General features: G+C 54.2%; 21 protein-coding genes. 14 read left to right on the top strand and 7 right to left on the bottom strand.

The genetic code is table 11. From position 1 onward, the window contains the following. The first annotated feature begins 2 nt into the window (after positions 1 to 2). On the top strand, positions 3 to 1,076 hold the full coding sequence (gene alr, locus DW350_RS15655; RefSeq protein ID WP_115719834.1) for an alanine racemase: 1,074 nt from the start codon (positions 3 to 5) through the stop codon (positions 1,074 to 1,076). A gap of 27 nt (positions 1,077 to 1,103) precedes the next feature. Here the strand turns inward: alr and DW350_RS15650 are convergent, their stop codons facing one another. The 3 genes from DW350_RS15650 to DW350_RS15640 are packed head-to-tail and all read right to left on the bottom strand — an operon-like array spanning position 1,104 to position 2,082. Beyond that, on the bottom strand, positions 1,104 to 1,304 hold the full coding sequence (locus DW350_RS15650) for a hypothetical protein (RefSeq protein WP_336406950.1): 201 nt from the start codon (positions 1,302 to 1,304) through the stop codon (positions 1,104 to 1,106). After that, the gene (locus DW350_RS15645) at positions 1,301 to 1,720 is read right to left on the bottom strand and encodes a secondary thiamine-phosphate synthase enzyme YjbQ (RefSeq protein ID WP_115719832.1); all 420 of its coding nucleotides are present in this window, start codon (positions 1,718 to 1,720) and stop codon (positions 1,301 to 1,303) included. The genes DW350_RS15650 and DW350_RS15645 overlap by 4 nt, the downstream gene beginning before the upstream one ends. Continuing rightward, positions 1,720 to 2,082, bottom strand: a complete 363-nt coding sequence (locus DW350_RS15640; protein ID WP_115719831.1) for a winged helix-turn-helix transcriptional regulator — start codon at positions 2,080 to 2,082, stop codon at positions 1,720 to 1,722. The genes DW350_RS15645 and DW350_RS15640 overlap by 1 nt, the downstream gene beginning before the upstream one ends. A 186-nt stretch (positions 2,083 to 2,268) precedes the next feature. On the opposite strand from DW350_RS15640, the gene DW350_RS15635 reads away from it, so the two are divergent. From DW350_RS15635 to DW350_RS15620, 4 genes are all read left to right on the top strand, one after another. After that, a complete protein-coding gene (locus DW350_RS15635) occupies positions 2,269 to 3,264 on the top strand; it encodes a TRAP transporter substrate-binding protein (protein ID WP_115719830.1) in 996 nt (331 codons plus the stop codon). Positions 3,265 to 3,273: 9 nt separating this feature from the next. Further along, entirely contained in the window at positions 3,274 to 3,924 is a 651-nt protein-coding gene (locus DW350_RS15630) for a TRAP transporter small permease (protein WP_115719829.1), read from the top strand. After that, positions 3,921 to 5,207: a C4-dicarboxylate TRAP transporter large permease protein DctM gene (gene dctM / locus DW350_RS15625; protein WP_115719828.1), complete on the top strand. Its 1,287-nt coding sequence runs from the start codon at positions 3,921 to 3,923 to the stop codon at positions 5,205 to 5,207. Before DW350_RS15630 ends, dctM begins: the two co-directional genes overlap by 4 nt. 139 nt (positions 5,208 to 5,346) lie before the next feature. Beyond that, a complete protein-coding gene (locus DW350_RS15620) occupies positions 5,347 to 6,342 on the top strand; it encodes an LLM class flavin-dependent oxidoreductase (RefSeq protein WP_115719827.1) in 996 nt (331 codons plus the stop codon). Positions 6,343 to 6,384: 42 nt separating this feature from the next. On the opposite strand, the gene DW350_RS15615 is transcribed toward DW350_RS15620, so the two are convergent. After that, positions 6,385 to 7,341, bottom strand: a complete 957-nt coding sequence (locus DW350_RS15615; protein ID WP_115719826.1) for a sensor domain-containing diguanylate cyclase — start codon at positions 7,339 to 7,341, stop codon at positions 6,385 to 6,387. 444 nt (positions 7,342 to 7,785) lie between these two features. On the opposite strand from DW350_RS15615, the gene DW350_RS15610 reads away from it, so the two are divergent. The 7 genes from DW350_RS15610 to DW350_RS15580 all read left to right on the top strand — a co-directional run bounded on the left by DW350_RS15610 (position 7,786) and on the right by DW350_RS15580 (position 16,901). Then, positions 7,786 to 8,907, top strand: a complete 1,122-nt coding sequence (locus DW350_RS15610) for a glycosyltransferase family 9 protein (RefSeq protein ID WP_115719825.1) — start codon at positions 7,786 to 7,788, stop codon at positions 8,905 to 8,907. Between the two features lie 146 nt (positions 8,908 to 9,053). Further along, the gene (locus tag DW350_RS15605) at positions 9,054 to 11,129 is read left to right on the top strand and encodes a TonB-dependent receptor plug domain-containing protein (RefSeq protein ID WP_115719824.1); all 2,076 of its coding nucleotides are present in this window, start codon (positions 9,054 to 9,056) and stop codon (positions 11,127 to 11,129) included. A 257-nt stretch (positions 11,130 to 11,386) separates the two neighbouring features. Further along, on the top strand, positions 11,387 to 13,060 hold the full coding sequence (locus tag DW350_RS15600; protein ID WP_115719823.1) for a peptide ABC transporter substrate-binding protein: 1,674 nt from the start codon (positions 11,387 to 11,389) through the stop codon (positions 13,058 to 13,060). After that, positions 13,057 to 13,980, top strand: a complete 924-nt coding sequence (gene oppB, locus DW350_RS15595; protein ID WP_115719822.1) for an oligopeptide ABC transporter permease OppB — start codon at positions 13,057 to 13,059, stop codon at positions 13,978 to 13,980. The genes DW350_RS15600 and oppB overlap by 4 nt, the downstream gene beginning before the upstream one ends. Further along, positions 13,977 to 14,915 carry an ABC transporter permease subunit gene (locus DW350_RS15590; RefSeq protein ID WP_115719821.1) on the top strand — a complete coding sequence of 313 codons (939 nt, stop codon included), beginning with the start codon at positions 13,977 to 13,979 and terminating at the stop codon, positions 14,913 to 14,915. Before oppB ends, DW350_RS15590 begins: the two co-directional genes overlap by 4 nt. 1 nt (position 14,916) lies before the next feature. Continuing rightward, positions 14,917 to 15,900, top strand: a complete 984-nt coding sequence (locus DW350_RS15585; RefSeq protein ID WP_115719820.1) for an ABC transporter ATP-binding protein — start codon at positions 14,917 to 14,919, stop codon at positions 15,898 to 15,900. Further along, on the top strand, positions 15,897 to 16,901 hold the full coding sequence (locus DW350_RS15580; RefSeq protein WP_115719819.1) for an ABC transporter ATP-binding protein: 1,005 nt from the start codon (positions 15,897 to 15,899) through the stop codon (positions 16,899 to 16,901). Before DW350_RS15585 ends, DW350_RS15580 begins: the two co-directional genes overlap by 4 nt. Before the next feature lie 83 nt (positions 16,902 to 16,984). Here DW350_RS15580 and DW350_RS15575 read toward each other — a convergent pair whose 3' ends face one another. The 3 genes from DW350_RS15575 to DW350_RS15565 form a co-directional block, all read right to left on the bottom strand. Next, the gene (locus tag DW350_RS15575) at positions 16,985 to 17,419 is read right to left on the bottom strand and encodes a hypothetical protein (protein WP_115719818.1); all 435 of its coding nucleotides are present in this window, start codon (positions 17,417 to 17,419) and stop codon (positions 16,985 to 16,987) included. Between the two features lie 127 nt (positions 17,420 to 17,546). After that, the gene (locus DW350_RS15570) at positions 17,547 to 19,523 is read right to left on the bottom strand and encodes a hypothetical protein (protein ID WP_152032996.1); all 1,977 of its coding nucleotides are present in this window, start codon (positions 19,521 to 19,523) and stop codon (positions 17,547 to 17,549) included. A gap of 132 nt (positions 19,524 to 19,655) precedes the next feature. Further along, the gene (locus DW350_RS15565) at positions 19,656 to 20,555 is read right to left on the bottom strand and encodes a LysR family transcriptional regulator (RefSeq protein ID WP_115719816.1); all 900 of its coding nucleotides are present in this window, start codon (positions 20,553 to 20,555) and stop codon (positions 19,656 to 19,658) included. A gap of 122 nt (positions 20,556 to 20,677) precedes the next feature. On the opposite strand from DW350_RS15565, the gene dkgB reads away from it, so the two are divergent. Both dkgB and DW350_RS15555 read left to right on the top strand, forming a co-directional pair. Then, complete coding sequence (gene dkgB / locus DW350_RS15560) at positions 20,678 to 21,481, top strand: 2,5-didehydrogluconate reductase DkgB (RefSeq protein ID WP_115719815.1); 804 nt, start codon at positions 20,678 to 20,680, stop codon at positions 21,479 to 21,481. 34 nt (positions 21,482 to 21,515) lie between these two features. After that, positions 21,516 to 22,610, top strand: coding sequence for an alkene reductase (locus DW350_RS15555; protein WP_115719814.1), 1,095 nt, complete (start codon positions 21,516 to 21,518; stop codon positions 22,608 to 22,610). Positions 22,611 to 22,612 lie beyond the last annotated feature (2 nt).

The following is a 22,612-nucleotide window of genomic DNA, read 5'->3' as shown; positions in this document are numbered from 1 at the left end:
CCATGAAAGTCGCTACAGCTGTTATTGATACCCAGGCGCTGGCTCACAACTTTGCCGTGGTTAAACGCTTCGCCCCCAAGGCGCAGGTGTTGGCGGTATTAAAGGCCAATGGTTATGGCCACAACCAGGTGGAAATAGCCAAGGCGCTGAGCCAGGCCGATGCCTTTGCCGTAGCGCGGTTAAATGAGGCCCTGGCCTTAAGAAGCGCCGGTATTACCCAACCGATAGTGATGCTTGAAGGCTGCTTTAACGCCGACGACCTCCCGGTAATGGCCGCGCAAGGAGTGCAGGCGGTTTTTCATTCGCCAGCGCAGTTACAGATGCTGCAGTCGGTGTTGATGCCAAAGCCTATTACCGCCTGGATTAAGGTTGATAGCGGCATGCACCGGCTGGGGCTATTACCGGCCGAAGTGGCTGACTACCACGCCGCCTTGATTGCCACCGGCAAAGTGGCGGACAAGGTCGGGCTGGTCAGTCACTTTGCCTGTGCCGACGAAAAAGGCCATCCATTAAACCAGCAGCAAATCGACCAGTTCCTGCCCCTTGCCAGCCACTGGCAAGGGCCGGTATCCATGGCTGCCTCTGCCGCCATTTTAAGTTTGCCTGAGGCGCATTTTGACTGGGTGCGCCCAGGGCTAATGCTCTATGGCGGTTGCCCCATGGCCGGCGCTAAGGCCAGCGACTACGACCTAAAACCGGTAATGCGGTTGGTCTCAAGCCTGATTGCCATTAAACGCCAAAAGACCGGTGAACCCGTAGGTTACGGCGCCACTTGGCGCGCCGAGCAGGATACCTTGATTGGGGTGGTTGCCATTGGCTACGGCGACGGTTACCCGCGCCATGCGCGCCCCGGCACGCCGCTTTTTGTGGGGGGCCGCCGGGTACCTTTGGTGGGCCGGGTATCAATGGATATGGTCACCGTTGATTTGGGCCCCGATGCCACAGACGCAATTGGCGATGCGGTCGAACTTTGGGGCCCCAATGTGGCGGTTGAAGAAGTGGCTGAGTGCGCCAGCACCATTGCCTACGAGCTACTTTGTAATATCGCCCAACGGGTGCGCTACGAATTTACCTAATAAAAAAGCCCGCGACAGCGGGCTTTTTTATTCAAATTCAAGGCCAATATCGGTGCAGCCTTTGGCGCAGCGAATGCCGGGTTTGCTGCTACCGGGCGGGTGCAAGGTCAGTGGCCCTTTACATACCGGGCAGGGCACGCTGCGCCCGGCCATCACCTTTTTTATTAGCGCCTTTTGGTCGTTAAAAGACTTGGCTGTTTTCTTATTTAAGCCGGAAAAATCCATCATTCCCCCTGCATTGTTAGCAGCAAGCGGCGGCTACCGCCGTGGTCGCGATGCTCGCCCAGCCAAATACCTTGCCAGGTGCCTAATGCCAAGCGGCCATTGCTAATGGGAATGCTAACGCTTGCCCCCATCAGCGAGCTTTTAATGTGGGCCGGCATATCGTCGTCGCCTTCGTAGTCATGCTGGTAATAGGGTGCCCGCTCGGGGGCTAACACGTTCACGTGGCGCTCCATGTCGCCGCGCACCGTCGGATCCGCGTTTTCGTTGAGAGTCAGGCTGGCGGAGGTGTGCTGAATGAACACATGCAAAAGCCCCACCTTGATGCCGCTCAGCTCTGGCAGTGCCGCCAGCACCTCGTCGGTAACTAAATGAAAACCGCGGCTGCGGGGCTTTAGGTTCAGGCTTTTTTGCTGCCACATCAGCTTTTGCCCCTTCTGAGTTTCAAGCTGCCCAGCAGACTTTCGTGCCGCCGGCCCCAGTCGTAGAGCATTTCAATAGGCTCAATAAAAAGTGCGCCGGTGTCGGTGAGGTTGTATTCCACCCGCGGCGGCACTTCCGGGTAAACGGTGCGCTCTATCAGGCCGTCGGCCTCCAGCTCACGCAGGGTTTGGGTGAGCATTTTTTTGCTAATACCCGGCAGGCAGCGCTGCAATTGGCCGGTGCGTAAACGGCCGCATTTAAGGGCGTACAGCACCATGGATGTCCATTTGGTGCTAAAGAGTTCCAACACCCTTCTTGGGGTACAGGTTTCATTGAAAACAAAAGGTTGTTCTTGAGGCATGAACCGGGTCCGGGCTGACTTTGGGTTATTGAACCGTTATTCGCCTGCCAAGGCAAATACGCTAACCAAAGGTCGAATATCCGGGCTATGTTTCTGCTGCTAGCATATTGTTAACCACGTAACTTGTGGGTTGCCCTGCAGATAAGAAAATAGACCTAAGGTCTAACAATGATGAGAGGACTACGCATGATAAAGTTCACTGCGAAAGCACTGCTTTGTGCTGTTGCTATCGGCTTTGGGGGTCTTGCACAGGCAGCTGAACCCATTGTGATTAAATTTTCCCACGTCGTAGCAGACAGCACGCCTAAAGGCCAAGGCGCCTTATTGTTTAAAAAATTGGTGGAAGAACGGCTTAAAGGCAAGGTAGAAGTTCAGGTTTACCCTAACTCCTCCCTGTATGGCGACGGCAAGGAAATGGAAGCGCTGTTGCTGGGTGATGTGCAAATGATCGCCCCTTCTTTGGCGAAATTCGGCCAATACACTAAAAAACTGCAAGTGTTTGACCTGCCATTCCTGTTTAAAGACATCCACGCCGTTGACCGTTTTCAGCACAGCCCTACCGGTAAAGAGCTGCTGAAATCCATGGAAAACAACAACATTACAGGCCTGGCTTACTGGCACAACGGTATGAAGCAGCTGTCTGCTAACAAGCCGCTGCGCGTACCACGCGACGCCCGCGGCCTGAAATTCCGGGTGCAATCTTCCGACGTACTGGACGCCCAGTTCAAAGCGGTGCGTGCTAACCCACGTAAAATGGCATTCTCGGAAGTGTACCAAGGCCTGCAAACCGGCGTTGTTAATGGCGCGGAAAACCCATGGTCTAATATTTACTCCCAGAAATTTAACGAAGTACAAAAGTACATCACTGAATCTAACCACGGCGTTCTTGATTACATGGTGATCACCAACACCAAATTCTGGAATGGCTTGCCGGCTGATATTCGTAGCCAGCTGAGCGAAATTCTGGAAGAAGTCACCGATAAGGTGAACGCTGAAGCTTGGGCACTGAACCAAAAAGCGAAAAAAGCGGTTATCGATTCCGGTACCTCGCAAGTGATTGATCTCACTCCCGAAGAACGCGCTCAGTGGGTAAAAGCCATGAAGCCGGTGTGGAAGCAGTTCGAAGGTGAAATTGGTAGCAACGTTATCGAAGCTGCGCAGGCTGCCAACGACGAAAAATAAGGGTACTCGATGGCTGCAGTAGTATATCGATTCTGGTCCAAATTGGAGGAAGGCGTTATCGCCTTCCTTTTGGCATTGATGACCCTGGTGACATTTGTCTATGTGGTACTCAATAACCTCTACACCCCCTTCTACGATTTATCCGATTGGTTAGCCGACAAGAACTGGACCGCCTCCAGCGACTTTTTCCTGTCTGTTGGCGACTTCTTTATCGGCTTAGCCCAAGAAATGACCTGGTCCACCGCTCTCACTAAAGCGTTGTTTGCCTGGCTGTTGTTCTTGGGGATGGCCTATGGCGTGCGTACCGCTGGCCACATTGGTGTGGATGCGGTGGTAAAAATCTTCAAAAAGCCGGTGCAAAAATTCCTGGCGATTGTTGGCTGCCTGGCCTGTTTGCTCTATGCCACCATGATGTGCGTGGCCAGCTACGACTGGGTAAAAACGCTGTTTGACGCCAATCTCTACGCCGAAGATCTGGAAAAAATCCATATCAAGCTCTGGTACATCGGTGCCGTGGTGCCGGTGGGCTTTGTGCTGGTATGGCTGCGCTTTGTCGAGATTTTGATTCGCATCATCCGTGGCCTGCAAGACGGCCTGGGGCTGGCTGATGAAGCCGGTGATGCCATGAAACACGTTGTTGATGAGGAACAGTCCAAATGACCATTCTTTTCCTGTTCTTCGTATTGTTTTTGCTGATGCTTATCGGCGTGCCCATTGCTATCTCCCTCGGGCTATCGGGTGCTTTAACCATCTTCTTTTTCAGCCAAGACTCGGTGCGGTCACTGGTGATAAAGCTCTTTGAAACCTCAGAGCATTACACCTTGCTGGCCATTCCGTTCTTCCTGCTCTCTGGCGCCTTTATGACCAGCGGCGGTGTAGCGCGTCGTCTTATCGACTTTGCTAACGCCTCGGTTGGCCATATTCGAGGTGGCCTGGCCATTGCGGCGGTGCTGGCTTGTATGCTGTTTGCCGCCTTGTCTGGCTCGTCGCCGGCAACGGTGGCGGCGGTAGGTTCTATCGCCATTGCTGGCATGGTGCGTTCCGGTTACCCCAAAGAATTTGGCGCCGGTATCGTTTGTAACGCCGGTACCTTGGGCATTCTGATCCCGCCTTCTATCGTGATGGTGGTTTATGCCGCTGCCACCGAAAGCTCGGTGGGCAAGCTGTTTATGGCTGGGGTTGTGCCAGGGGCACTGCTGGGTATTGGTTTGATGGTGGCCATATACATTGTCGCCCGTAAGAAAAACCTGCCAGCCATGCCAAGGGTTAGCTTTAAGGAATGGCTGCGGGTAGGGCGTAAGTCTATCTGGGGTTTGCTGCTGATGGTTATCATCCTCGGCGGTATTTATTCCGGGATGTTTACCCCCACTGAAGCCGCGGCTGTGGCTGCCGTTTACGCCGGCTTTGTGGCCATTTTTGTCTACAAAGACTTGAAGATAAAAGAGTGCCCCAAGGTACTGCTGGACGCTGGCAAGATGACCATCATGCTGATGTTTATCATCGCCAATGCCATGGTGTTTGCCTTTGTGCTGACCACCGAGCAAATTCCGCAGTCCATTGCGGCTTGGGTAACCGGTTTGGGCTTATCGCCCTGGATGTTCCTTCTGATCGTCAACATCGTGTTGTTGATCGCCGGTAACTTTATGGAGCCGTCAGCCATTATTCTGATTTTGGCGCCCATTCTGTTCCCCATCGCCATCAAGCTGGGCATTGACCCCATTCACCTGGGGGTAGTGATGGTGGTGAACATGGAAATTGGCATGATAACGCCACCGGTGGGGCTCAACCTCTTTGTGACATCGGCGGTAACCGGCATGCCCCTTGGGCAAACCATCAGGGCGGCGCTGCCGTGGCTGTTGCTGCTGCTGGGCTTCCTGATGATTGTGACCTACATTCCGGCCGTATCGTTGTGGCTGCCTAACTTCTTAGGTATGCCCGGCTAATAGCGCTGAATATTAAAAAAGTCGCCTACAGGCGGCTTTTTTATTGACGGTAACCGGTTGGTTACCTTTTCCCAAAAGGGTGCCTACTGTTATCTGTGAACCCATGAGCATAGACTTGGGGCAAATAACAGGAGGCCCTATGTCTTTGCTTTCTACTATTCCTTTTTCCTTATTGGAACTGGCACCGATACGCCAAGGGCAAAGTGCCGGTGACACCCTTCGCCATAGCCTGGCGTACGCGCAAGCGGCAGAGCGCCTGGGTTATAACCGCTTCTGGCTAGCCGAGCACCACAACATGGAAGGCATTGCCAGTTCGGCAACGGCGGTGCTGATTGGTTATATCGCTGGTAATACCCAGAAAATTCGTGTCGGCTCTGGTGGCATTATGCTGCCTAACCACCCGCCGCTGGTGGTGGCAGAGCAGTTTGGCACCCTGGAAAGCCTCTATCCTGGCCGTATTGATTTAGGCCTTGGCCGGGCGCCGGGGTCAGACCCCATTACCAGCAGGGCCTTAAATCGCGACCCGATGCGGGCCGAGCATTTCCCGGAAGAAGTGGCCGAGCTGCAAAAGCTGTTGGGCCCGGCCGACCCTAATAAAAGAGTCAAAGCGGTACCGGGGGAGGGCACCGAAGTGCCCATCTGGCTGTTAGGTTCCAGCCTGTTTAGTGCGCAACTGGCCGCGCAGCGCGGCCTGCCTTATGCCTTTGCCGGTCACTTTGCACCGCGCTTTGTGTATGACGCTATTCGGCTTTATCGCAGCCAGTTCCAACCCTCCAAGGTGCTGGATAAGCCTTATGTGATGTTAGGGCTACCGCTGGTTGCTGCTGAAACCGACGACGAAGCTGCCTACATTGGCACCAGTTCACTGCAACGCATATTGGCATTGATGCGTGGTCAGCCACTGTGGCTTAAACCGCCGGTTGATAACATGGAGCCGCTTTGGAGCGAAGGTGAAAAGGCGTCAGTGAATGCGTTTTTGGGGCTGTCGGTACAAGGTGGGCCAGAGAGTATTAAAGAAAGGCTGGAAAGCATCGTCCAAGAGCTTGAGGTAGATGAGCTGATGTTTACCAATGACGTTTATGACGAACAAAAACGCATTGAGGCATTGTCGATACTGATGTCGGTAAAAGCGTAAAACGGGCGTCCCTTGCCCTTATCTCGATGTAACGCCGACGGGTTACATCGAGATATTAACCCGGTCGCGGCCATCGGCTTTGGCCCGGTACAGCGCGGTGTCGGCGGCAAACAGCAGCGCCTCGGCGGTGCGGTACTGGCCGTTGGTTTCGGTGGCAATGCCCTGGCTGACGGTAATGCAGACATCACTGCCAAGACCTGCCTTACAAAAATCTAAATGGTTTATTTTATCCCGTAAGTCTTGCGCCACCTTTTGCGCCTGCGCACTGGTATGCCCTGGCAGCAGTATGGTGAATTCTTCTCCCCCGTAGCGAGCTGCCAAACATTCTTTGTCAGGCAATATCGCTGTTAATTCTTTTGCAATCCGTTGCAGGCATTTATCGCCATGAATATGGCCATATTGGTCGTTGAATATTTTAAAGAAATCGACATCAATCATAATGGCGCTTATTGGCCGGCGTTGCTGTCTGTATTTCTGCCACTGCGTTTCTAGTACATCCAAAAAGGTACGGCGATTGGCCAGGCTGGTCAGGCTGTCGGTTGATGCCAGTTGGAAAAGCTTTTGCACCTCATTTTTGTGGCTACTTAAATCTTGCAGGGTTATTAAAAAGCAGGCATTTTTCGACGGAATAAACGACATGGACACATTGGCTGGAAGAATGTCGCGGTCGTTAAATTTAATGGTCATTTCGGTAGTGGGAATAATCTGGTGTTCCAGCTTATTATTTTTCTTTAAAAAGATATCGTTGAACCGCTCTTGCCACGGAGCGCTAACCCAGTGCTGCCATTTCTGGCCAATAAAGTGAGCGGCAGGTTTACCCAGTAACGTCTCGGCGGCGCTGTTCACATAAATGACGGTGCCGTCGGTGGTGAGTTGTAACATTGGGTCCTGCATTTGTCGCACAACCATGCGTAGTAGATCTTCTTCGTTGGCTGCTGACAACAAGTGAAATCCACTTTGTGACTCTTGTTGTGCCGGGGGTTTAGGTGACTGTGTCATCTTGTTATCTCCGCTGGGCTCTTCCAAAGCCGTTTTTGATGTCACTCACTTTACGAAGAGAACGCAAGAGATACCTTCTGCTTACCTTTCCATTTAAGCTATTGATTTTTAATAGTTTATATTGCCTTTCTGACGGCTGATATTTTTGCCATGCGAGCTTTTTTGGCTGTTTTTTGAGCGGGGCTGGCCACTTTTTGAGATCTGGCGCAGAAAACCTGCACTCCAAAACAGCCCCTTAAGTAAATCCTAAGGAATTTGCTTTATCACTGTTTCCTAGCCTGAGGTGGGATCGGGCTACTTGCGTCACAGATTTAATGAAAAGTACATGTTCAGTGCTCAAGACATTAACAACCGGTGACGCTAAATACCTTGCGAGGGGAGCACGGAGTTTGTCGCAGGACGCGAAAAAAGAGGCTGTAAAACCAATAAAGCGAGCTGCAAAATATGACGACATTACGGGACCATTTTCGCAATTTTGATAAGGCAAGGCGTCGTAACAGCCGTTGGCTGGAAACCCTGCTTTTTAAACTGTTAAGCCGTTGTTCTCGTACAAAGGTCGAGGCCGTTCCGGCGCAGCAAGTTAAAAAGATTTTGGTGATGCGTAGTAATAAGCGCATTGGCAATATGCTGTTTTTGATCCCGTTTTTGCGGCAACTAAAAGCAAAGTATCCCCATGCCAAATTGGATATTTTGATTCATTCTCCTTCCCAGCGTTGCATTTTTGAAGGCCTGGGTATTAATCATGTTTTTACGACCCAGTTGTCATTTAAAAATGTGCCTAAGACCATTAAGTTAGTTAGCACTTTGCGCCGGCAACATTACGACCTTATTTTTATGCCCTATAGCTCTACCACCGATACCTGGTTGGGGGCCTTTATTCATGGTTGTAATAAAATTGCCCGCCATTTTGGTAACCGCGATTTAATTTTTCGCCACTCTGTTGAGGTACCGAAGCAGCGGGTTCATGCCGCTTTAGCTGCTTTGCCGTTGCTGCAAGAAGGTAACAGCTGGGCATCCCATGCCATGGCGCTGAGCAGTGACGAACGCAAAGCCGGCTGGCAAGCTGCTGAAGCACTCCGTGGCCAGCAAGGTATTACGTTGTCGTTCTTCCGTGGCGCCAGGGGCGGCAAAGCCCTGAGTGATAACTACTGGCAGCTGCTTTTTGCCAGTATCGAGCGGCAATTGCCGGTGCCGGTAACCTGGGTAGAAGTGTTAAGCCCCGATATTAGTGCGCCGTTGTTGGCACAGGGCCCGACCTTCTCTAGCGCCAATTTTCGGCATTTGGCCGCTACCCTTGCCAGCTTAGACGGCTTTATTTGCGGTGATACCGGGCCGTTGCATCTGGCCGATGCGGCCGGCGCCCGCTGTTTTGGGCTCTTTAACCAAACTGACCCCACGGTGTTTGGTTGCATGGGGCCAAGCTGCCTGGATCTGCAAGCGGATGATTTAGAAGCAGCTGCCGAGCGCATTGCCGACCAGTTCAATAAAGAGCTGCTGCTCAAACAAGGCAGCTTTGCACCGCAACAGATTGAAGGTCCGTCTGGCCCACTGGTCGCCGCTGTATAAAGGTGACTGATGTAAAGGCGAGCCTGGCGCTAGCGCCTGCTCGCCTTTTTTATGGGCGGCCCTTAGGGTGCGACAATTTGTCGCGTTCTCTCGTTTACCGCTGCTTTATATACTCACGGCGCTAATTTTCTTACCGAGAGAATGTCGTGAGTCGTATCGCAACCCTGTCCCCCTTGGCTGTGCTCGTTGCCAGCTGCCTTTCCAATGTGGTTTATGCCGATGACCAAACCGAGGTCATCGAAGTGCAAGGCCAGAAAATCAATCAGCACACCGACTTGTCAACCGACAAGCAACTTAGCGACCAAGGCGTGGACTTTTCCGCTGCCGGCGGCGTGTCAGCGTTGCCAATACTCAATGGCATGATGAGCGACAGGGTCAAGGTGCTGGTCGATGGCGCCGATATTTCCAGCGCCTGCGCCAATGAAATGAACCCACCGCTTTCCTATGTTTCCGGTAGCCAAATTCATGCGGTAAATGTGGTGGCGGGTATTTCGCCGGTCAGCATGGGCGGTGACAACATCGCTGGGGTGATTAGTGTTGACACCATTAACCCGCAGTTTTCAAGCAGCAATGGCTTAAGTTGGCAACAAGGTTACCTGTCGGCGGGCTTTAAAACTGGTAGCGATACCAAAACCGTGGCCGCTGGTGCTGAGCTTTCCAGCAAGCACTTTAGCCTGAAATATGACGGGGCCTATGAAGATGCCAACAGCTATGACGATGGTGATGGCAACAAGGTGCTCGATACCCTTTATCGTGCCCAAAATCATGCCTTAACGGCGGCCTATAAAGACGACAAACAGCAGTTCGCCATTAAACTGACGCGCCAATATATTCCGTTCCAGGGTTTTCCCAACCAGTACATGGACATGACTGACAACAGCAGTTATGGGGTGAACACCCAATACCTGCGCCACTTTGCCAGCGGCGATTTAGAGGCGCGGGTTACCTGGCATGGTGTGCACCACAAAATGGGCTTTTTCACTGATGAAAAGTCCGGCGCCATGCCGATGAACACCAAAGGCAACGACTACAGCTATCAGCTGCACTGGACTCAGCCTTTGAGTAAAACCACCACTTTAAAACTGGGCCAGGAATATTACCTGTTCCGTCTTGACGATACCTGGCCTGCCATCAGTGGCTCGATGATGATGGGCCCCGATGACTACATCAACATTAATAACGGTAAGCGCCAGCGTATCGCCGCCTTTGCCGAGCTAAATCAGCAATTGTCTGAGGCCTGGAACCTTAACTACGGCCTGCGCTTTGAAAACGTTCACACCGACGCCGGCGAAGTGCAAGGCTACGGCTCGATGATGATGGCGGCCGACACCACTGCCGCTGCCGAATTTAATGCCAGCGACCGCAGCAAAACCGACAACCTTGTTGATGTTACCGTGCTGGCCAGCTATCAAATTGACGCCCAGCAGCAGCTGCAATTTGGCCTGGCCCGTAAAAACCGCGCCCCCAATCTTTACGAGCGTTATTCCTGGGGCCAAACCACCATGGCCACCACCATGATTGGCTGGAACGGCGACGGCAACGGTTATGTTGGCGACATTAACTTAAAACCAGAAACCGCTTATACCGCCAGCGCTAAATACCAGTATCAAGCGAGTGATGGCAGCTGGCAGGCCAGCATTAGCCCTTTCTACACCAAGGTGCATGACTTTATCGATGCCAATGTCATTGGCACCTTCAATAGTGGCGATTACGACAGTGATACCCGCAACATCCTGCAATTTGCCAACGTTGATGCCACACTCTACGGTGCTGACGCTAAAGCCGCGGTAGTGCTGGCTGACAGCAATGGCTTTGGCCAGTGGCAGTTGGCGGGCAAGGTGAGCTACACCCACGGTGAGCGCGATGATTCCAACACCCCGCTTTATCAAATTATGCCGCTCAGTGGCACCCTGGCCCTTAGCCAGCAGTGGGGCGCGGCAAAAAACAGTATTCAATGGCAGTGGTCCGATAAAAAAGACCGGGTAGACCCTAACCGCCTGGAAAACCAAACCGCCGGTTATGGCCTGTTGAACCTGCGCTCTGAGTGGGATCTAAAACCCGTTACCTTAACCTTTGCCGTTGATAACCTGTTGGACCGTAACTACGACCTGCCGCTCGGCGGCGTGAGTATTGCCCAGTACGATAAGGACGACAGCCAAGGCTTCGAGCAGCTTAAAGGCGAAGGGCGTAGCCTGAGCATTAATGCCCGTTACGCATTCTAAGTTCGGCTAAAAACAAAAGGCGCTTCGGCGCCTTTTTTGTGTTTGTCAGCACTGCAAGTGCTCATTGATGCTTTTGGGTAGTCGGTCACATAGTTAAGCAAATAACGATGATTCGGTTAAGTTTCCCCGAACTTTGGTCTTTGCTTCAGGTCCGAGCCCTGTTAACAAGCGTTAGGTCATCTATTTACGGAGAAGGTTGCTGAAGTCGGCCTTTTGATTTCAATGCCAGAGCACATCATCAAGCAGGGTAGTTGCCTATGAAAATGCGCCAAACTATCCGACATGTTTCATTGCTGATGCCGCTGGTCGCGCTGCTTGGCGGCTGCGGTGACGGCGGCCAGAAACCGCACGCCAGTGTCAGCCATTATCAGGTGTCTGATAAGCCAGCCCTGCCAGCCCAGCAAATTCTTAATCGGCGCATCGCCATGTCGCCACGCACCCTAGACCCTTCCCTTGCCACCGGCATTCCCGCCTTTAACGTTATCCAGGACTTATTTGAAGGCCTGCTGACGTTAAGTGCCGACGGCAAATTGGTGCCAGGCTTGGCCACTTCTTGGGACGTTAGCCCCGATGGCAAAACCTATGTTTTTCATTTGCGGCCCAATGCCAAGTGGTCCAACGGCAAGCCGTTAACCGCTGGCGACTTTGTTTATGCCTGGCGGCGAGTGGTTGACCCGGCAACCGGCGCCCAATACGCCGATTCGTTAAGCCCGGTTGTTAATGCCAGCGCCATTATTGATGGTAAGAAAAAGCCCGACACCCTCGGTGTTGAAGCGGTGGATGCCCACACCTTTAAGGTGCAACTGGTTAAACCCACCCCGTATTTCTTAACCATGCTCTACAACCAATACCTGTTCCCGCTGTACAAGCCCGCCATCGAAAAGTGGGGTGACGCCTGGACCCGGCCCGAACACATGGTCAGCGACGGTCCCTTTAAGCTCACCGAATGGGTTATCAACGGTCATTTGACCCTTGAGAAAAACCCCTACTACTACGGTGCCGACAAGGTATTACTGCAAAAAGAAATCGAGTACCCCATTAGCGAAGCCGACTCGGCATTGTCGCGCTATTTGGCGGGCGACCTGGATTTCGTCAATAACCCCGCTTTTCCGGCCAGTGACTACGACTGGTTAAAACAGTCTGTAGGTGACCAAATTCGGGTGTCGCCTTATTACGCCTGCGCCTACCTGGGCATGATGGTGCACAAGCCGCCCTTTAATAACCGCGACCTGCGCCTGGCGCTGAACCTGGTGCTAAACCGCAAGGTGCTGTCCAACAAATTAAGCGGCGGTATGCAAATTCCGGCCTATTCCCTGTTTCCGCCGCTGCCGGGTTACCAGCAGCAGGTGCCGGACTGGGCCAGCTGGCCCATGGACAAACGCATTGCCGAAGCGCGCCGCCTTTATAAAAAGGCCGGTTATTCCAAAGACCACCCGCTGAAGGTGGAGCTTTTATATATGACCGAAGGGGTGTCCACCCAAAACTACATGGAAGCGGTTTCCACCATGTGGAACCGGGCTCTTGGCAGCCAAATTACCCTGCGCAACGAAGAGTGGAAGGTCATGCTGCAAGACCTGCAGTATAAAAACGCCAAGCTGTTCTGGAGTGCCTGGGTAGGGGATTACCCAGAGCCTTACACCTTCGCCCAGCAGTTTTTGGCCAGCTTTGCCATGAACTACGGCAGCTATAACAATCCGGCCTATCAAAAGGCGGTAAAAGCGGCGGCCGGTGAGTTGGACACCCAACAGCGTTATGCCAGCTACGAAGCTGCCGAGCGTATTTTGAATAAAGATGTGCCGATGATCCCGCTCTATTTCTACAAGGCCCCCGAGCTGGTTAAGCCTTATGTAGCCGGGGTTGAAAATAACGTGGTGGCCCTGCACCTGGCCCGTTACATCTATATTCGCCAGCACTCGGAGAAAGGCCAATGATGCGTTTTATCCTGCGCCGCGTGCTTGGCGCTATTCCCACGCTTTGGGTCATTATCACCTTAAGCTTCTTTATGCTGCGCGCCGCCCCCGGCGGCCCCTTTACCACGCAGCGGGCCTTGCCGCCGCAGGTAATGGCTAACCTCAAGCACATGTACCACCTGGACGAACCCCTGTGGGAGCAGTACCTGCGCTACTTGGGCAATATCCTGCACGGTAACTTTGGGCCTTCGTTTGTGTACCGCGGCACCAGCGTTAATGACCTGATTGCCCAAGGCTTTCCGGTCGATATCATCGTCGGCGGCCTGGCGTTATTGCTGGCAATGCTGATCGGTATTCCGTTAGGAATTAAAGCGGCCCTTAAGCAAAACACCGCCTGGGACTACGTGCCCATGGGCGTGGCCATGGCCGGTATTTCCATTCCTGCCTTTGTGGTGGCGCCCTTGCTGGTGTTAGTGCTGGCGGTAAAGGCCAAGTGGCTGCCCGCCGGTGGCTGGAGCGGTGGCCACCCGCTGTACCTTGTTTTACCGGTGGTGTCTTTGGCACTACCGATGGTGGCGTACATGGCGCGGCTGATGCGCGGCTCTATGGTGGAGGTGCTTAACAGCCCCTTTATTCGCACCGCCCGTGCCAAAGGGATGCCAGAGCGCATCGTGATTTATCGCCATGCCTTAAAGCCCGCGATGATGCCGCTTATTTCCTTCCTTGGCCCGGCCACCGTTGCCACGCTCACCGGCTCCATTGTGGTTGAACAAATCTTTGGCCTGCCCGGCATTGGCCGCTTCTTTGTTAACGGCGCCATGAACCGGGATTACACCCTAGTGATGGGGGTGACCATCCTCTACGGCATGCTCATCGTTCTGTTTAACCTGCTCGCCGACGTGTTGTACGGCCTGCTTGACCCAAGGGTGCGCCTGTCATGAGCCAAACCAATACCGCCCGCCGCCTACTTAGCTGGATGCCGGGCCGCGGCGCTGCCGCCAAGGCAGAAAACCTGGCCAATGCCGCCGCTGGCCGCTCTTTGTGGCAAAACGCTTGGCTGCGCCTTCGCCGCAATAAAGCCGCTATTTTCAGTATTTGGCTGCTGGGCATCATTGCCGTTGCGGCCGTGGTACTGCCCTGGGTGTGGCCATACGACTACGCCGAGCCGGACTGGGACATGCTCTATAGCGGCCCCACCCTCACCGGTGGCCATATCTTTGGCACCGACGCCCTGGGCCGTGACCTGTTCGTGCGCATTATGTGGGGCTGCCGCATTTCCTTGATGGTGGGGCTCATTGCCACCTTCGTCACCTTGGTGATTGGGGTTGCCTGGGGCGCCACCGCCGGTTTTGTTGGCGGCTGGGTGGATTCACTGATGATGCGCTTTGTCGACATCCTCTATTCCATTCCCTTTATTCCCTTTGTCATCATTTTGATGGTGTTGTTTGGCCGCGACCTGTTCTTGGTGTTCGCTGCCATTGGCGCTGTGTCTTGGCTGGATATCGCCCGTATTGTACGGGGCCAAACCTTAAGCCTTCGCAGCAAGGAATTTGTGGAAGCGGCCCACGCCAGTGGTGTGCGCCAGGGGGCCATTATTCGCCGCCATATCGTGCCCAACCTCATTGGCATTGTGGTGGTGTACGTTACCCTCACTATTCCATCGGTCATTTTGTTTGAAGCCTTCCTTAGCTTCTTGGGCCTGGGGGTAAAAGCCCCGCTCACCTCCCTTGGCGGCCTGGTTAATAATGGCGCCGCTGTGCTGCAGTCACACCCCTATTTGTTGGTGATCCCCGCCGTGTTCCTGGCGGTGATCGTGTACTGCTTCAACTTCATTGGAGACGGGTTGCGCGACGCGCTCGACCCCAAGGATCGCTGATATGGCTGTACTGGATATTCGTAATTTAGACGTACGCTTTAGCACCGACGACGGTGAAGTGTGCGCGGTAAACAACCTAAACCTCACCGTCGAAAAGGGTGAGGTGCTGGGTATTGTTGGTGAGTCCGGCTCGGGTAAAAGCCAAAGCTGGCTGGCGGTAATGGGGCTTTTGGCCCGTAACGGCAAAGCCAGTGGCAGCGTTAAACTGGGCGGCGAGGAAATTCTTAACCTGCCCACCAAGGCGCTTACCAAGCTGCGTGGTGCCCGCATCGGCATGATCTTCCAAGATCCGATGACCGCCCTTAATCCGTTTTTGAGCGTTGGCCAACAAATGATTGAGGTGCTGCAAGTGCACCGCGGCATGTCGAAAAAGGCCGCCGCCAAAAAGGCCATTGCCTCGCTAGAAGCGGTGCACATTACCAGCGCCGAGCGCCGCCTTAGCATGTATCCCCATGAATTTTCTGGCGGTATGCGCCAGCGGGTGATGATTGCCATGGCACTGCTAACCGACCCAGAGCTGCTGATTTGCGACGAGCCTACCACCGCCCTTGATGTGACGGTGCAAATGCAAATTCTGGCGCTGCTCGATGAGCTGCGTATCCGCTTTGGCACCGCCATTGTCTTTATTACCCACGACTTAGGGGTAGTGGCGCAAATTGCTGACCGCGTTAGCGTGATGTACGGCGGCCGCCAGGTTGAGCACGCCGAAGTGCACCAGCTGTTTGCCGATTATCGCCACCCTTATACCGAAGGCCTGCTGGCCTCGGTGCCAAGGCTGGACGCGCCGCGCACCGAGCGCTTGCCCACCATTCCGGGCTTGCCGCCAAACCTGGCAACCTTGCCGGCCGGTTGCCCCTTTGCGCCCCGTTGCCGTTACGCCACCGAGCAATGCCGCCAGTCAATGCCGGCCTTGGAAGAAGCGGCCAATGGCCACCTCTTTGCCTGTTATCACCAGGGCCCGCTGCAGTTGGAGGCCACTCAATGAGCAAGGTGCTGTATAAAGTTGAAAACCTGAACGTGCATTTTCCGGTGCGCGACAAAGGCCTTTGGGGCCGCATTCGCACCTTAAAAGCCATTGATGATGTGAGCTTTGAAGTGCGCCAAGGCGAAACCTTGGGGGTAGTGGGCGAATCGGGCTGTGGCAAGTCAACGCTGCTGCGTGCCCTGATGCGCTTGGGGCCGGTAACAGATGGCGTGCTGACCTTTAAAAACCAGCACATCGAAAAGCTCGATGCCAAAGCTATGCGGCCGCTACGCCGCGATCTGCAAATGATTTTCCAAGACCCTTTGGCGTCCTTGGATCCGCGGATGACGGTGGGGCAAATCATCGCCGAACCGCTACAAGCCTTAGAACCCAGCCTTAACGCCAAACAGCGCCGCGAACGGGTGCTGGCGGTAATGGAAAAGGTCGGCCTGATCCCCGAGCAAATTAACCGCTACGCCCATGAGTTTTCTGGCGGCCAGGCCCAGCGCATTGGCATTGCCCGCTCCTTGGTGGTGAACCCGGCACTGCTGGTGTGCGACGAGCCGGTATCGGCTCTGGATGTGTCTATTAAGTCGCAGGTGATTAACCTGCTGATGGACCTTCGCGACGAAAAGGGCCTGACCTACGTCTTTATCGCCCATGACCTGGCCAGCGTGCGCCACATTGCCGATCGGGTAGTGGTTTTGTATTTGGGCCGGGTCATGGAAATTGCTGACCGCGACGCCTTGTATGAAAAGCCGTTGCACCCCTATACGCAGATGCTGCTCTCAGCGGTACCAATACCAGACCCAACCCTGGCGCGGGCACGCAAAATGACGGTGATGCGCGGCGAATTGCCGTCGCCGCTGGACCCGCCGTCGGGCTGCGCCTTTCGCACCCGCTGCCCCCACGCCACCGAGCGCTGTAGCAGCGAGCGGCCAGCGCTGCGCGATGTAAACGGCAGTCAGGTGGCCTGCCACTTTGCTGAAGACATCAGCCAAAAGGCCCAAGCCGCCAGTTAAAAAAAGCCCCGCAATGCGGGGCTTTTTGTTGGCCAACAGCGGGCCGATATCCGCTAACAGGCGGCGTTGCCTTTTGCTTGCTGTTAGCGCTTGCGGGCGATAGTGAAATAGTCCTTTTCCCTTGGGTCGAGGGTGCTAAAGCCTTTTTGGGAAGGGTCCCATGCCTGCAAGGTATAGCTGCCGCGGCATACCACCTCTGTCGTTCTGGTGGTGCAGCGCAGCTTAATGTGCGGCTCTTTTACCCGCCACTGCTCACCCTGCTCCGGGGAGTCGCAGTGGCTTAACTGGCTTGGCTGCTGGGCAGCGTTAAAGCTCAGCTCACATTGAAAGCCGAACTGGTTTTTCACCAACACCTGATAATGGCCAGCCTCGCCGCTGAGGGTTACGCCTCTTAAAGCGGCATAACGGTTATCGCTGCCGTAGAGCGACGCGCTAAGCCAAGGGTTAGTGGCGGCCAATAATGGCGCGCTAAATAGCGCTATTGTCAGTAACAGTGGTGGCCAAGGGGCTTTTATCATGTTTTTTCCCGGTTGTGGTTGGGGCTTGCCCCTAAGGTTATGGTCAGTCTTTGCTGGCAGTGAAAAATGCTGCCTTAGGCACTAGCGACCGCAATCTTGCCAAAGTGAAAGCGGCCTAAGGGCAACACTAAAAGGTGGTGAAATGGCTTTTAATACCTTGGCAGTCGGCATTGAACTCTTTCATCGCTAGCCGATGATAACTACCTGATATTTGGCCTTCTTTTTCATTGTAATGGTATTTTTTCTGCCAGTTGGCCAGGGCTTTGTCGGCGCTATCAAAATAGAGCTTGCTGGGAGGCTGTTTTTTACCGGCAAAGTCCCAGGCGATCACTAGCACTTTGCCGTGGTTGATAATGCAGTGGGCAACATTGCGGTAAAACTTTTGTGTGCGCACCACCTTACCGCTGACATCAAAGATACTGTTTTGCTTGGTATCACCAACGTCTTCTATTTCTTCCTTAGCGGTGATGGCGTGATAGAGAAACAGCGCTTTGACCGGCGCCTTTCTATCGGCACGGCTCGCGTCTTTATGGCTTGAGTCTGTATCGGCGTGCATGCTTTTGCTGTGGCCTTTTGGGGAGGTCGTGCTGTAGGCAGCATGGGGTTTCTTTTTATCCCCAGTGCTGGCGGGCTTATTCACTAAGGCCGAGTATTGGTTGACCTTGGCCGAACCGTCGGCATTAGTGCCATAACCGGCGGCAACGGCTTCGGGGCCGCTGAGCACTGGCACAATGGCCGGGGCCTTACTGGCTTGGGTTAAGGCGTTTAGTTGCTGGCTGCGCGCCGCTTGCTGCCGCTCAATACGGGCACGGTCATTATTAAAGCGCTGCAACACGCGCTCTGTGGCGGCTTGGTAGCCTGCCTGCAAGCGTGCTTTCCGTTCACTTTCCTCGATACGCTGCTGCTTTTGCTGGGCTAGGTGGCGATAGGTTTGGGCCAACTCGTTGAATTCGCCATTGACCTCGGCCACGTAGTTTTGCAGGCGTTTTTGCTCGGCTTTGGCCGTCATTGGGCTACGTGCCTTCGGGCTAATGGCGGCCGCTTTGGCAAGGTTTTTTTCTTGCTGGTGATAATCGTTAAGGCTTTGCTGCCAGGGCTTAAGGTTGTAGTGCTTAAAAAAGCCCTCTGCGCAGTGGTTAAAGCTGACGGTGCGTCTATTCATTACCCCGATTTCGGCGCCAATGGCGCTAACGGGGGGCAGATTGTATTTACTTAGGCGCCATTCCAACGGATTGGGGCAGGCCTTTTTTAGCGCTGTGCTGGGGGCACCTTTAAAATAGCGTTTTACTAGTGCCTGATATTGTTTTGGCGCTGAGCCCAGCTGCTGCCTTTGCTGCACAAATTTGTCGGCGGTGGCTTTTGCCCAGGCAAGGGCGGCATCTCCTACCAAAAAATCGCGCTGTTTTATAAAGCTACTGCCATCGTCCAGACTACCGGAACGCACGATTTCGCCGCCGGTACGGTAAACCCCTACCTTGGCGGCTTGTGCTTTTCTTGCCGGGTCATCTTTTTGCTGGCCTTGTAGCGTCATGCCAAAACAGCGGGGGCAGGCAATCCAATCGGTTTCCAGGTAACCGTCTTTATTCAAGCTGCGGTTTACCGGCAGTACATAGGGTAGACGTAGACTAGGTTGGTACTCATTACTGTGGATAAAGCTCAGTTCTAAATACCGGTTAGCGGGCAGCGAACGCAGGGTTTGATAAACCGCTTTACTGAATGGGCGAATGGCCACCTTGTAGTAGGGCACGCCCCAGTATTTGTTGTTTTGGATGGGCTTGGCGCTGGCATTACGGCCAATTATCTTAATTTTCATTACGCCAATGGCGATGTCGTCGTCATAGCCCAAAAATTTGTCCTCAAAAGTATGGTTAACCTGGCCGTGGCGGGGGTGGTAATCGGGGTAGCGAAGGAGCCAGAGACTGTCTTCCACCATGACGACGCCGTCGCTATTGCCCGTGTCGTTAAAGGACTGCCTACTTAAGCGGGAGGTTTCAGAGCTGGCGTAGTATTCACGTTGCTTTCGCTCAGCGCAGCCTGTGAGCATCAGGGTCAGCAACGCGAAAACCATGACGGTGTATACCTTCCTTGCCGTAATCGCTTTCATGGTGTCTCCAAAATGCGCCGGGTGGTGTTTCTCGGCCAAAATAATCATTTTGGTTAATTTATTGTAAATAAAATGCTTATCAAGGGGCTTTGGCTAAAGCTTTGAGCCAGGTCATTGGCGGCGTTCTGAGACTTAACGAAAAGAGGTACTGGCCAGGGTTTCACTAAGGTGATCAATAAAAGAGCTGACCCGCGCCGACACGGCGGTGTTGCGGTAATAAACGGCGTTAATGGGTTGGCGTACATCCAGGGTGTGCTCGGCAAGCAGCGGCACTAAGTCGCCATGTTGGCGGCCGAGGCGCGTCATAAAATCAGAAAGGCAAACAATGCCTACCCCTTCCAGCGCCAGTTGGCGCAGGGTTTCGCCGTTGTCGGCAGCCATGTTTGGGGTAATGGTCAGCAACTGGCCATGCTCGTCGAGCACCGGCCAGCTATTTAGGCTAACCGGCTCGGTAAAGCCCAGCAGGTTATGGCGAAGCAGCGCCTTAACGTTTTGTGGGGTGCCAGCCTTGGCCAGGTATTGAGGGCTGGCCAGAATGCGAATGGCACTGTCGGTAATGGGCCTTGCGTGCAAACTGGAGTCTTTCAACGGGCCAATACGAAAGGCCACGTCAATGCGCCGCTCAAGCAAATCAATAATGCCCTCGTGGCTGGTAAGTTCCAGCGCCACCTGCGGGTAACGCTGCTGATAGTCCGCTACCAGCGGCGCTATGACATGCAAAATAAAAGGGCTGGCGGCATCTACCCGCAATTTACCGGCCGGTAAGGCCTGGCTTTGCATCAATAGCTCTTCGGTTTCATCCACTGCTGTAACAATGGCTCTGGCCCTTTCTAAAAAAGTGTGGCCTTCTTCGGTTAATTGCAGGCGGCGGGTGGTGCGGTTGAGTAGGGTTACCCCCAACTTTTTTTCAAGCCTGGCCAGGGTGCGGCTGGTGGCCGACACCGTATGGCCCAAGGCATGGGCGGCGGCGCTAATGGTGCCCTGGTTAACCACTTCGATAAAGGTGTGCATTTCGTCGAGGGTGGTTTTCATTTTTGATCTCAAGGCAAATATCTTTGCCAGTAATGTGGCTTTTTAAGAAAGTATGGTCTTGGCACAATGACGTCAAGTCAGTGGCTAATCGCCAACATTTCTCGTTACCCAAGGAGTTCGTTATGGCCGTTCCTGCAATAGGCGTAGGCACTTTTCGTTTAAAAGGCCAAACGGTGATTGATTCGGTTTCTGCCGCCTTAGAGGTGGGTTACCGCGCCGTGGATACCGCCCAGATTTACGATAACGAAGCACAAGTGGGTAAAGCCATTGCCGAAAGTGGCGTTGCCCGCCAGAACCTCTACCTCACCACCAAGGTTTGGGTAGAAAACTTCAGTAAGGCCAAGCTTGTGCCAAGTCTGGAGCAAAGCCTGGAAAAGCTGCGCACCGACAAGGTAGACCTGACACTGCTACATTGGCCGGCGCCCAATAACGGTGTGCCGATGGAAGAAACGCTCGAAGCGCTGGCCGATGCCAAAGCCAAGGGCTTAACTGGCGAAATTGGCGTCTCGAACTTCAACATTGCTCAAACCCAGTTGGCGCTGGATATCTGGGGTAAAGGCGAAGTTACCACTAACCAAGTTGAGCTGAGCCCCTATCTTCAAAACCGCAAATTGGCGGGCTTTTTAACCGATAACGGCATTCAAGTGACCTCTTACATGACCTTGGCGTACGGTGACGTGTTGGCCGACCCGGTGCTGAATGCCATTGCCAGCGGTCACAACACCGACAGCGCGCAAGTGGCACTGGCCTGGGCCATGCAAAAGGGGTACAGCGTGATCCCGTCGTCCACCAAGCGCCAGCACTTGGCCAGCAACCTAGCTGCGGCCCAGCTGACGCTGACCGACAGTGAAATGGCGCAAATTACCGACTTAGAGCGCAACCACCGCTTGGTAAGCCCCGAGCGTTTGGCCCCCGAGTGGGACTAATTTCGTTATTTGTCAGCAAAGGAGCCTGACGTTTATGGCAATCGATCCACTCTTTTCTCCCATCGAGTTGGCAGGCATGACCCTGCCCAACCGTATTGTGATGCCGCCCATGACCCGCTCGCGCTCCAGCCAGCCGGGTGATGTGCCCAACGCGCTGATGGCCCACTATTACGCCCAGCGTGCCAGCGCCGGCCTGTTGATTTCTGAAGGCACCTACATTGGCCCGTTGGCCCAGGGCTACGCTTGGACGCCGGGCATTTATACCCGCGAACAACTGGCAGGCTGGAAAAAGGTTACCGACGCCGTGCACGCCGCCGGTGGCCGTATTTTTGCCCAGCTTTGGCACGTAGGGCGCCTCAGCCACCCGGCGCTAACCGGTGGCAAAGCGCCGGTGTCGTCGTCGGCTATCCAGGCCGAAGGGGTGAAGGTATTTATCGACGACAACAGCCAGCCCGGTTTTGTGCAGGCGGCGATGCCGCGCGCCTTGGGGATTGAAGAAATTCCGGCGGTGGTGGAGGAATTTCGCCAGGCGGCCAAAAACGCCATGGCCGCTGGCTTTGACGGCGTCGAACTGCACGGTGCCAATGGTTACCTGGTTAACCAGTTCCTAGACTCAGAAGCCAATAACCGCACCGACGCCTACGGCGGCACTTTGGAAAACCGGCTGCGCTTTTTAAAAGAAGTGACGGCGGCCCTGATTGAAGGCACCGGCGACGCGGCCAAGGTTGGGGTGCGCTTGGCGCCGCTGACCACCTTAAACGGCTGTGTAGATAGCGACCCAGAAACCACTTACACCGCCGCTGCTAAGGCGCTTAATGCCTTAAATATTGGTTACATCCATATTGCCGAAGCCGACTGGGAAGATGCCCCCAACATGCCGGTGGCCTTTAAAAAAGCTCTGCGCGAGGCCTTTAGTGGCCTGATGATTTACGCCGGTAAATACACCGCCGAGCGTGCCCGCGCCGCCATCACTGAAGGCTGGGCTGACCTTATTGGTTTTGGCCGCCCCTTTGTTGCCAACCCCGACTTGCCCGCGCGCCTTAAAACCGGCGCCGCCCTTAACGAGCATGACCCCAACACTTTGTTTGGGGGCGCTGAAAAGGGTTATACCGACTACCCCAGCTTGTAAGC

Origin of the sequence: Gallaecimonas mangrovi, assembly GCF_003367375.1 — a bacterium.
In the GTDB taxonomy this organism is placed as follows: Bacteria; Pseudomonadota; Gammaproteobacteria; order Enterobacterales; family Gallaecimonadaceae; genus Gallaecimonas; species Gallaecimonas mangrovi.
The sequence above is the reverse complement of the archived record's forward strand: the minus strand, read 5'-3'. Positions and strand labels throughout refer to the sequence as shown.

Coding starts and splice junctions, on each gene's coding strand:
- alr (WP_115719834.1), top strand. CDS start 3: ATGAAAGTCGCTACAGCTGTTATTGATACCCAGGCGCTGGCTCACAAC.
- DW350_RS15650 (WP_336406950.1), bottom strand. CDS start 1,304: ATGATGGATTTTTCCGGCTTAAATAAGAAAACAGCCAAGTCTTTTAAC.
- DW350_RS15645 (WP_115719832.1), bottom strand. CDS start 1,720: ATGTGGCAGCAAAAAAGCCTGAACCTAAAGCCCCGCAGCCGCGGTTTT.
- DW350_RS15640 (WP_115719831.1), bottom strand. CDS start 2,082: ATGCCTCAAGAACAACCTTTTGTTTTCAATGAAACCTGTACCCCAAGA.
- DW350_RS15635 (WP_115719830.1), top strand. CDS start 2,269: ATGATAAAGTTCACTGCGAAAGCACTGCTTTGTGCTGTTGCTATCGGC.
- DW350_RS15630 (WP_115719829.1), top strand. CDS start 3,274: ATGGCTGCAGTAGTATATCGATTCTGGTCCAAATTGGAGGAAGGCGTT.
- dctM (WP_115719828.1), top strand. CDS start 3,921: ATGACCATTCTTTTCCTGTTCTTCGTATTGTTTTTGCTGATGCTTATC.
- DW350_RS15620 (WP_115719827.1), top strand. CDS start 5,347: ATGTCTTTGCTTTCTACTATTCCTTTTTCCTTATTGGAACTGGCACCG.
- DW350_RS15615 (WP_115719826.1), bottom strand. CDS start 7,341: ATGACACAGTCACCTAAACCCCCGGCACAACAAGAGTCACAAAGTGGA.
- DW350_RS15610 (WP_115719825.1), top strand. CDS start 7,786: ATGACGACATTACGGGACCATTTTCGCAATTTTGATAAGGCAAGGCGT.
- DW350_RS15600 (WP_115719823.1), top strand. CDS start 11,387: ATGAAAATGCGCCAAACTATCCGACATGTTTCATTGCTGATGCCGCTG.
- oppB (WP_115719822.1), top strand. CDS start 13,057: ATGATGCGTTTTATCCTGCGCCGCGTGCTTGGCGCTATTCCCACGCTT.
- DW350_RS15590 (WP_115719821.1), top strand. CDS start 13,977: ATGAGCCAAACCAATACCGCCCGCCGCCTACTTAGCTGGATGCCGGGC.
- DW350_RS15585 (WP_115719820.1), top strand. CDS start 14,917: ATGGCTGTACTGGATATTCGTAATTTAGACGTACGCTTTAGCACCGAC.
- DW350_RS15580 (WP_115719819.1), top strand. CDS start 15,897: ATGAGCAAGGTGCTGTATAAAGTTGAAAACCTGAACGTGCATTTTCCG.
- DW350_RS15575 (WP_115719818.1), bottom strand. CDS start 17,419: ATGATAAAAGCCCCTTGGCCACCACTGTTACTGACAATAGCGCTATTT.
- DW350_RS15570 (WP_152032996.1), bottom strand. CDS start 19,523: ATGAAAGCGATTACGGCAAGGAAGGTATACACCGTCATGGTTTTCGCG.
- DW350_RS15565 (WP_115719816.1), bottom strand. CDS start 20,555: ATGAAAACCACCCTCGACGAAATGCACACCTTTATCGAAGTGGTTAAC.
- dkgB (WP_115719815.1), top strand. CDS start 20,678: ATGGCCGTTCCTGCAATAGGCGTAGGCACTTTTCGTTTAAAAGGCCAA.
- DW350_RS15555 (WP_115719814.1), top strand. CDS start 21,516: ATGGCAATCGATCCACTCTTTTCTCCCATCGAGTTGGCAGGCATGACC.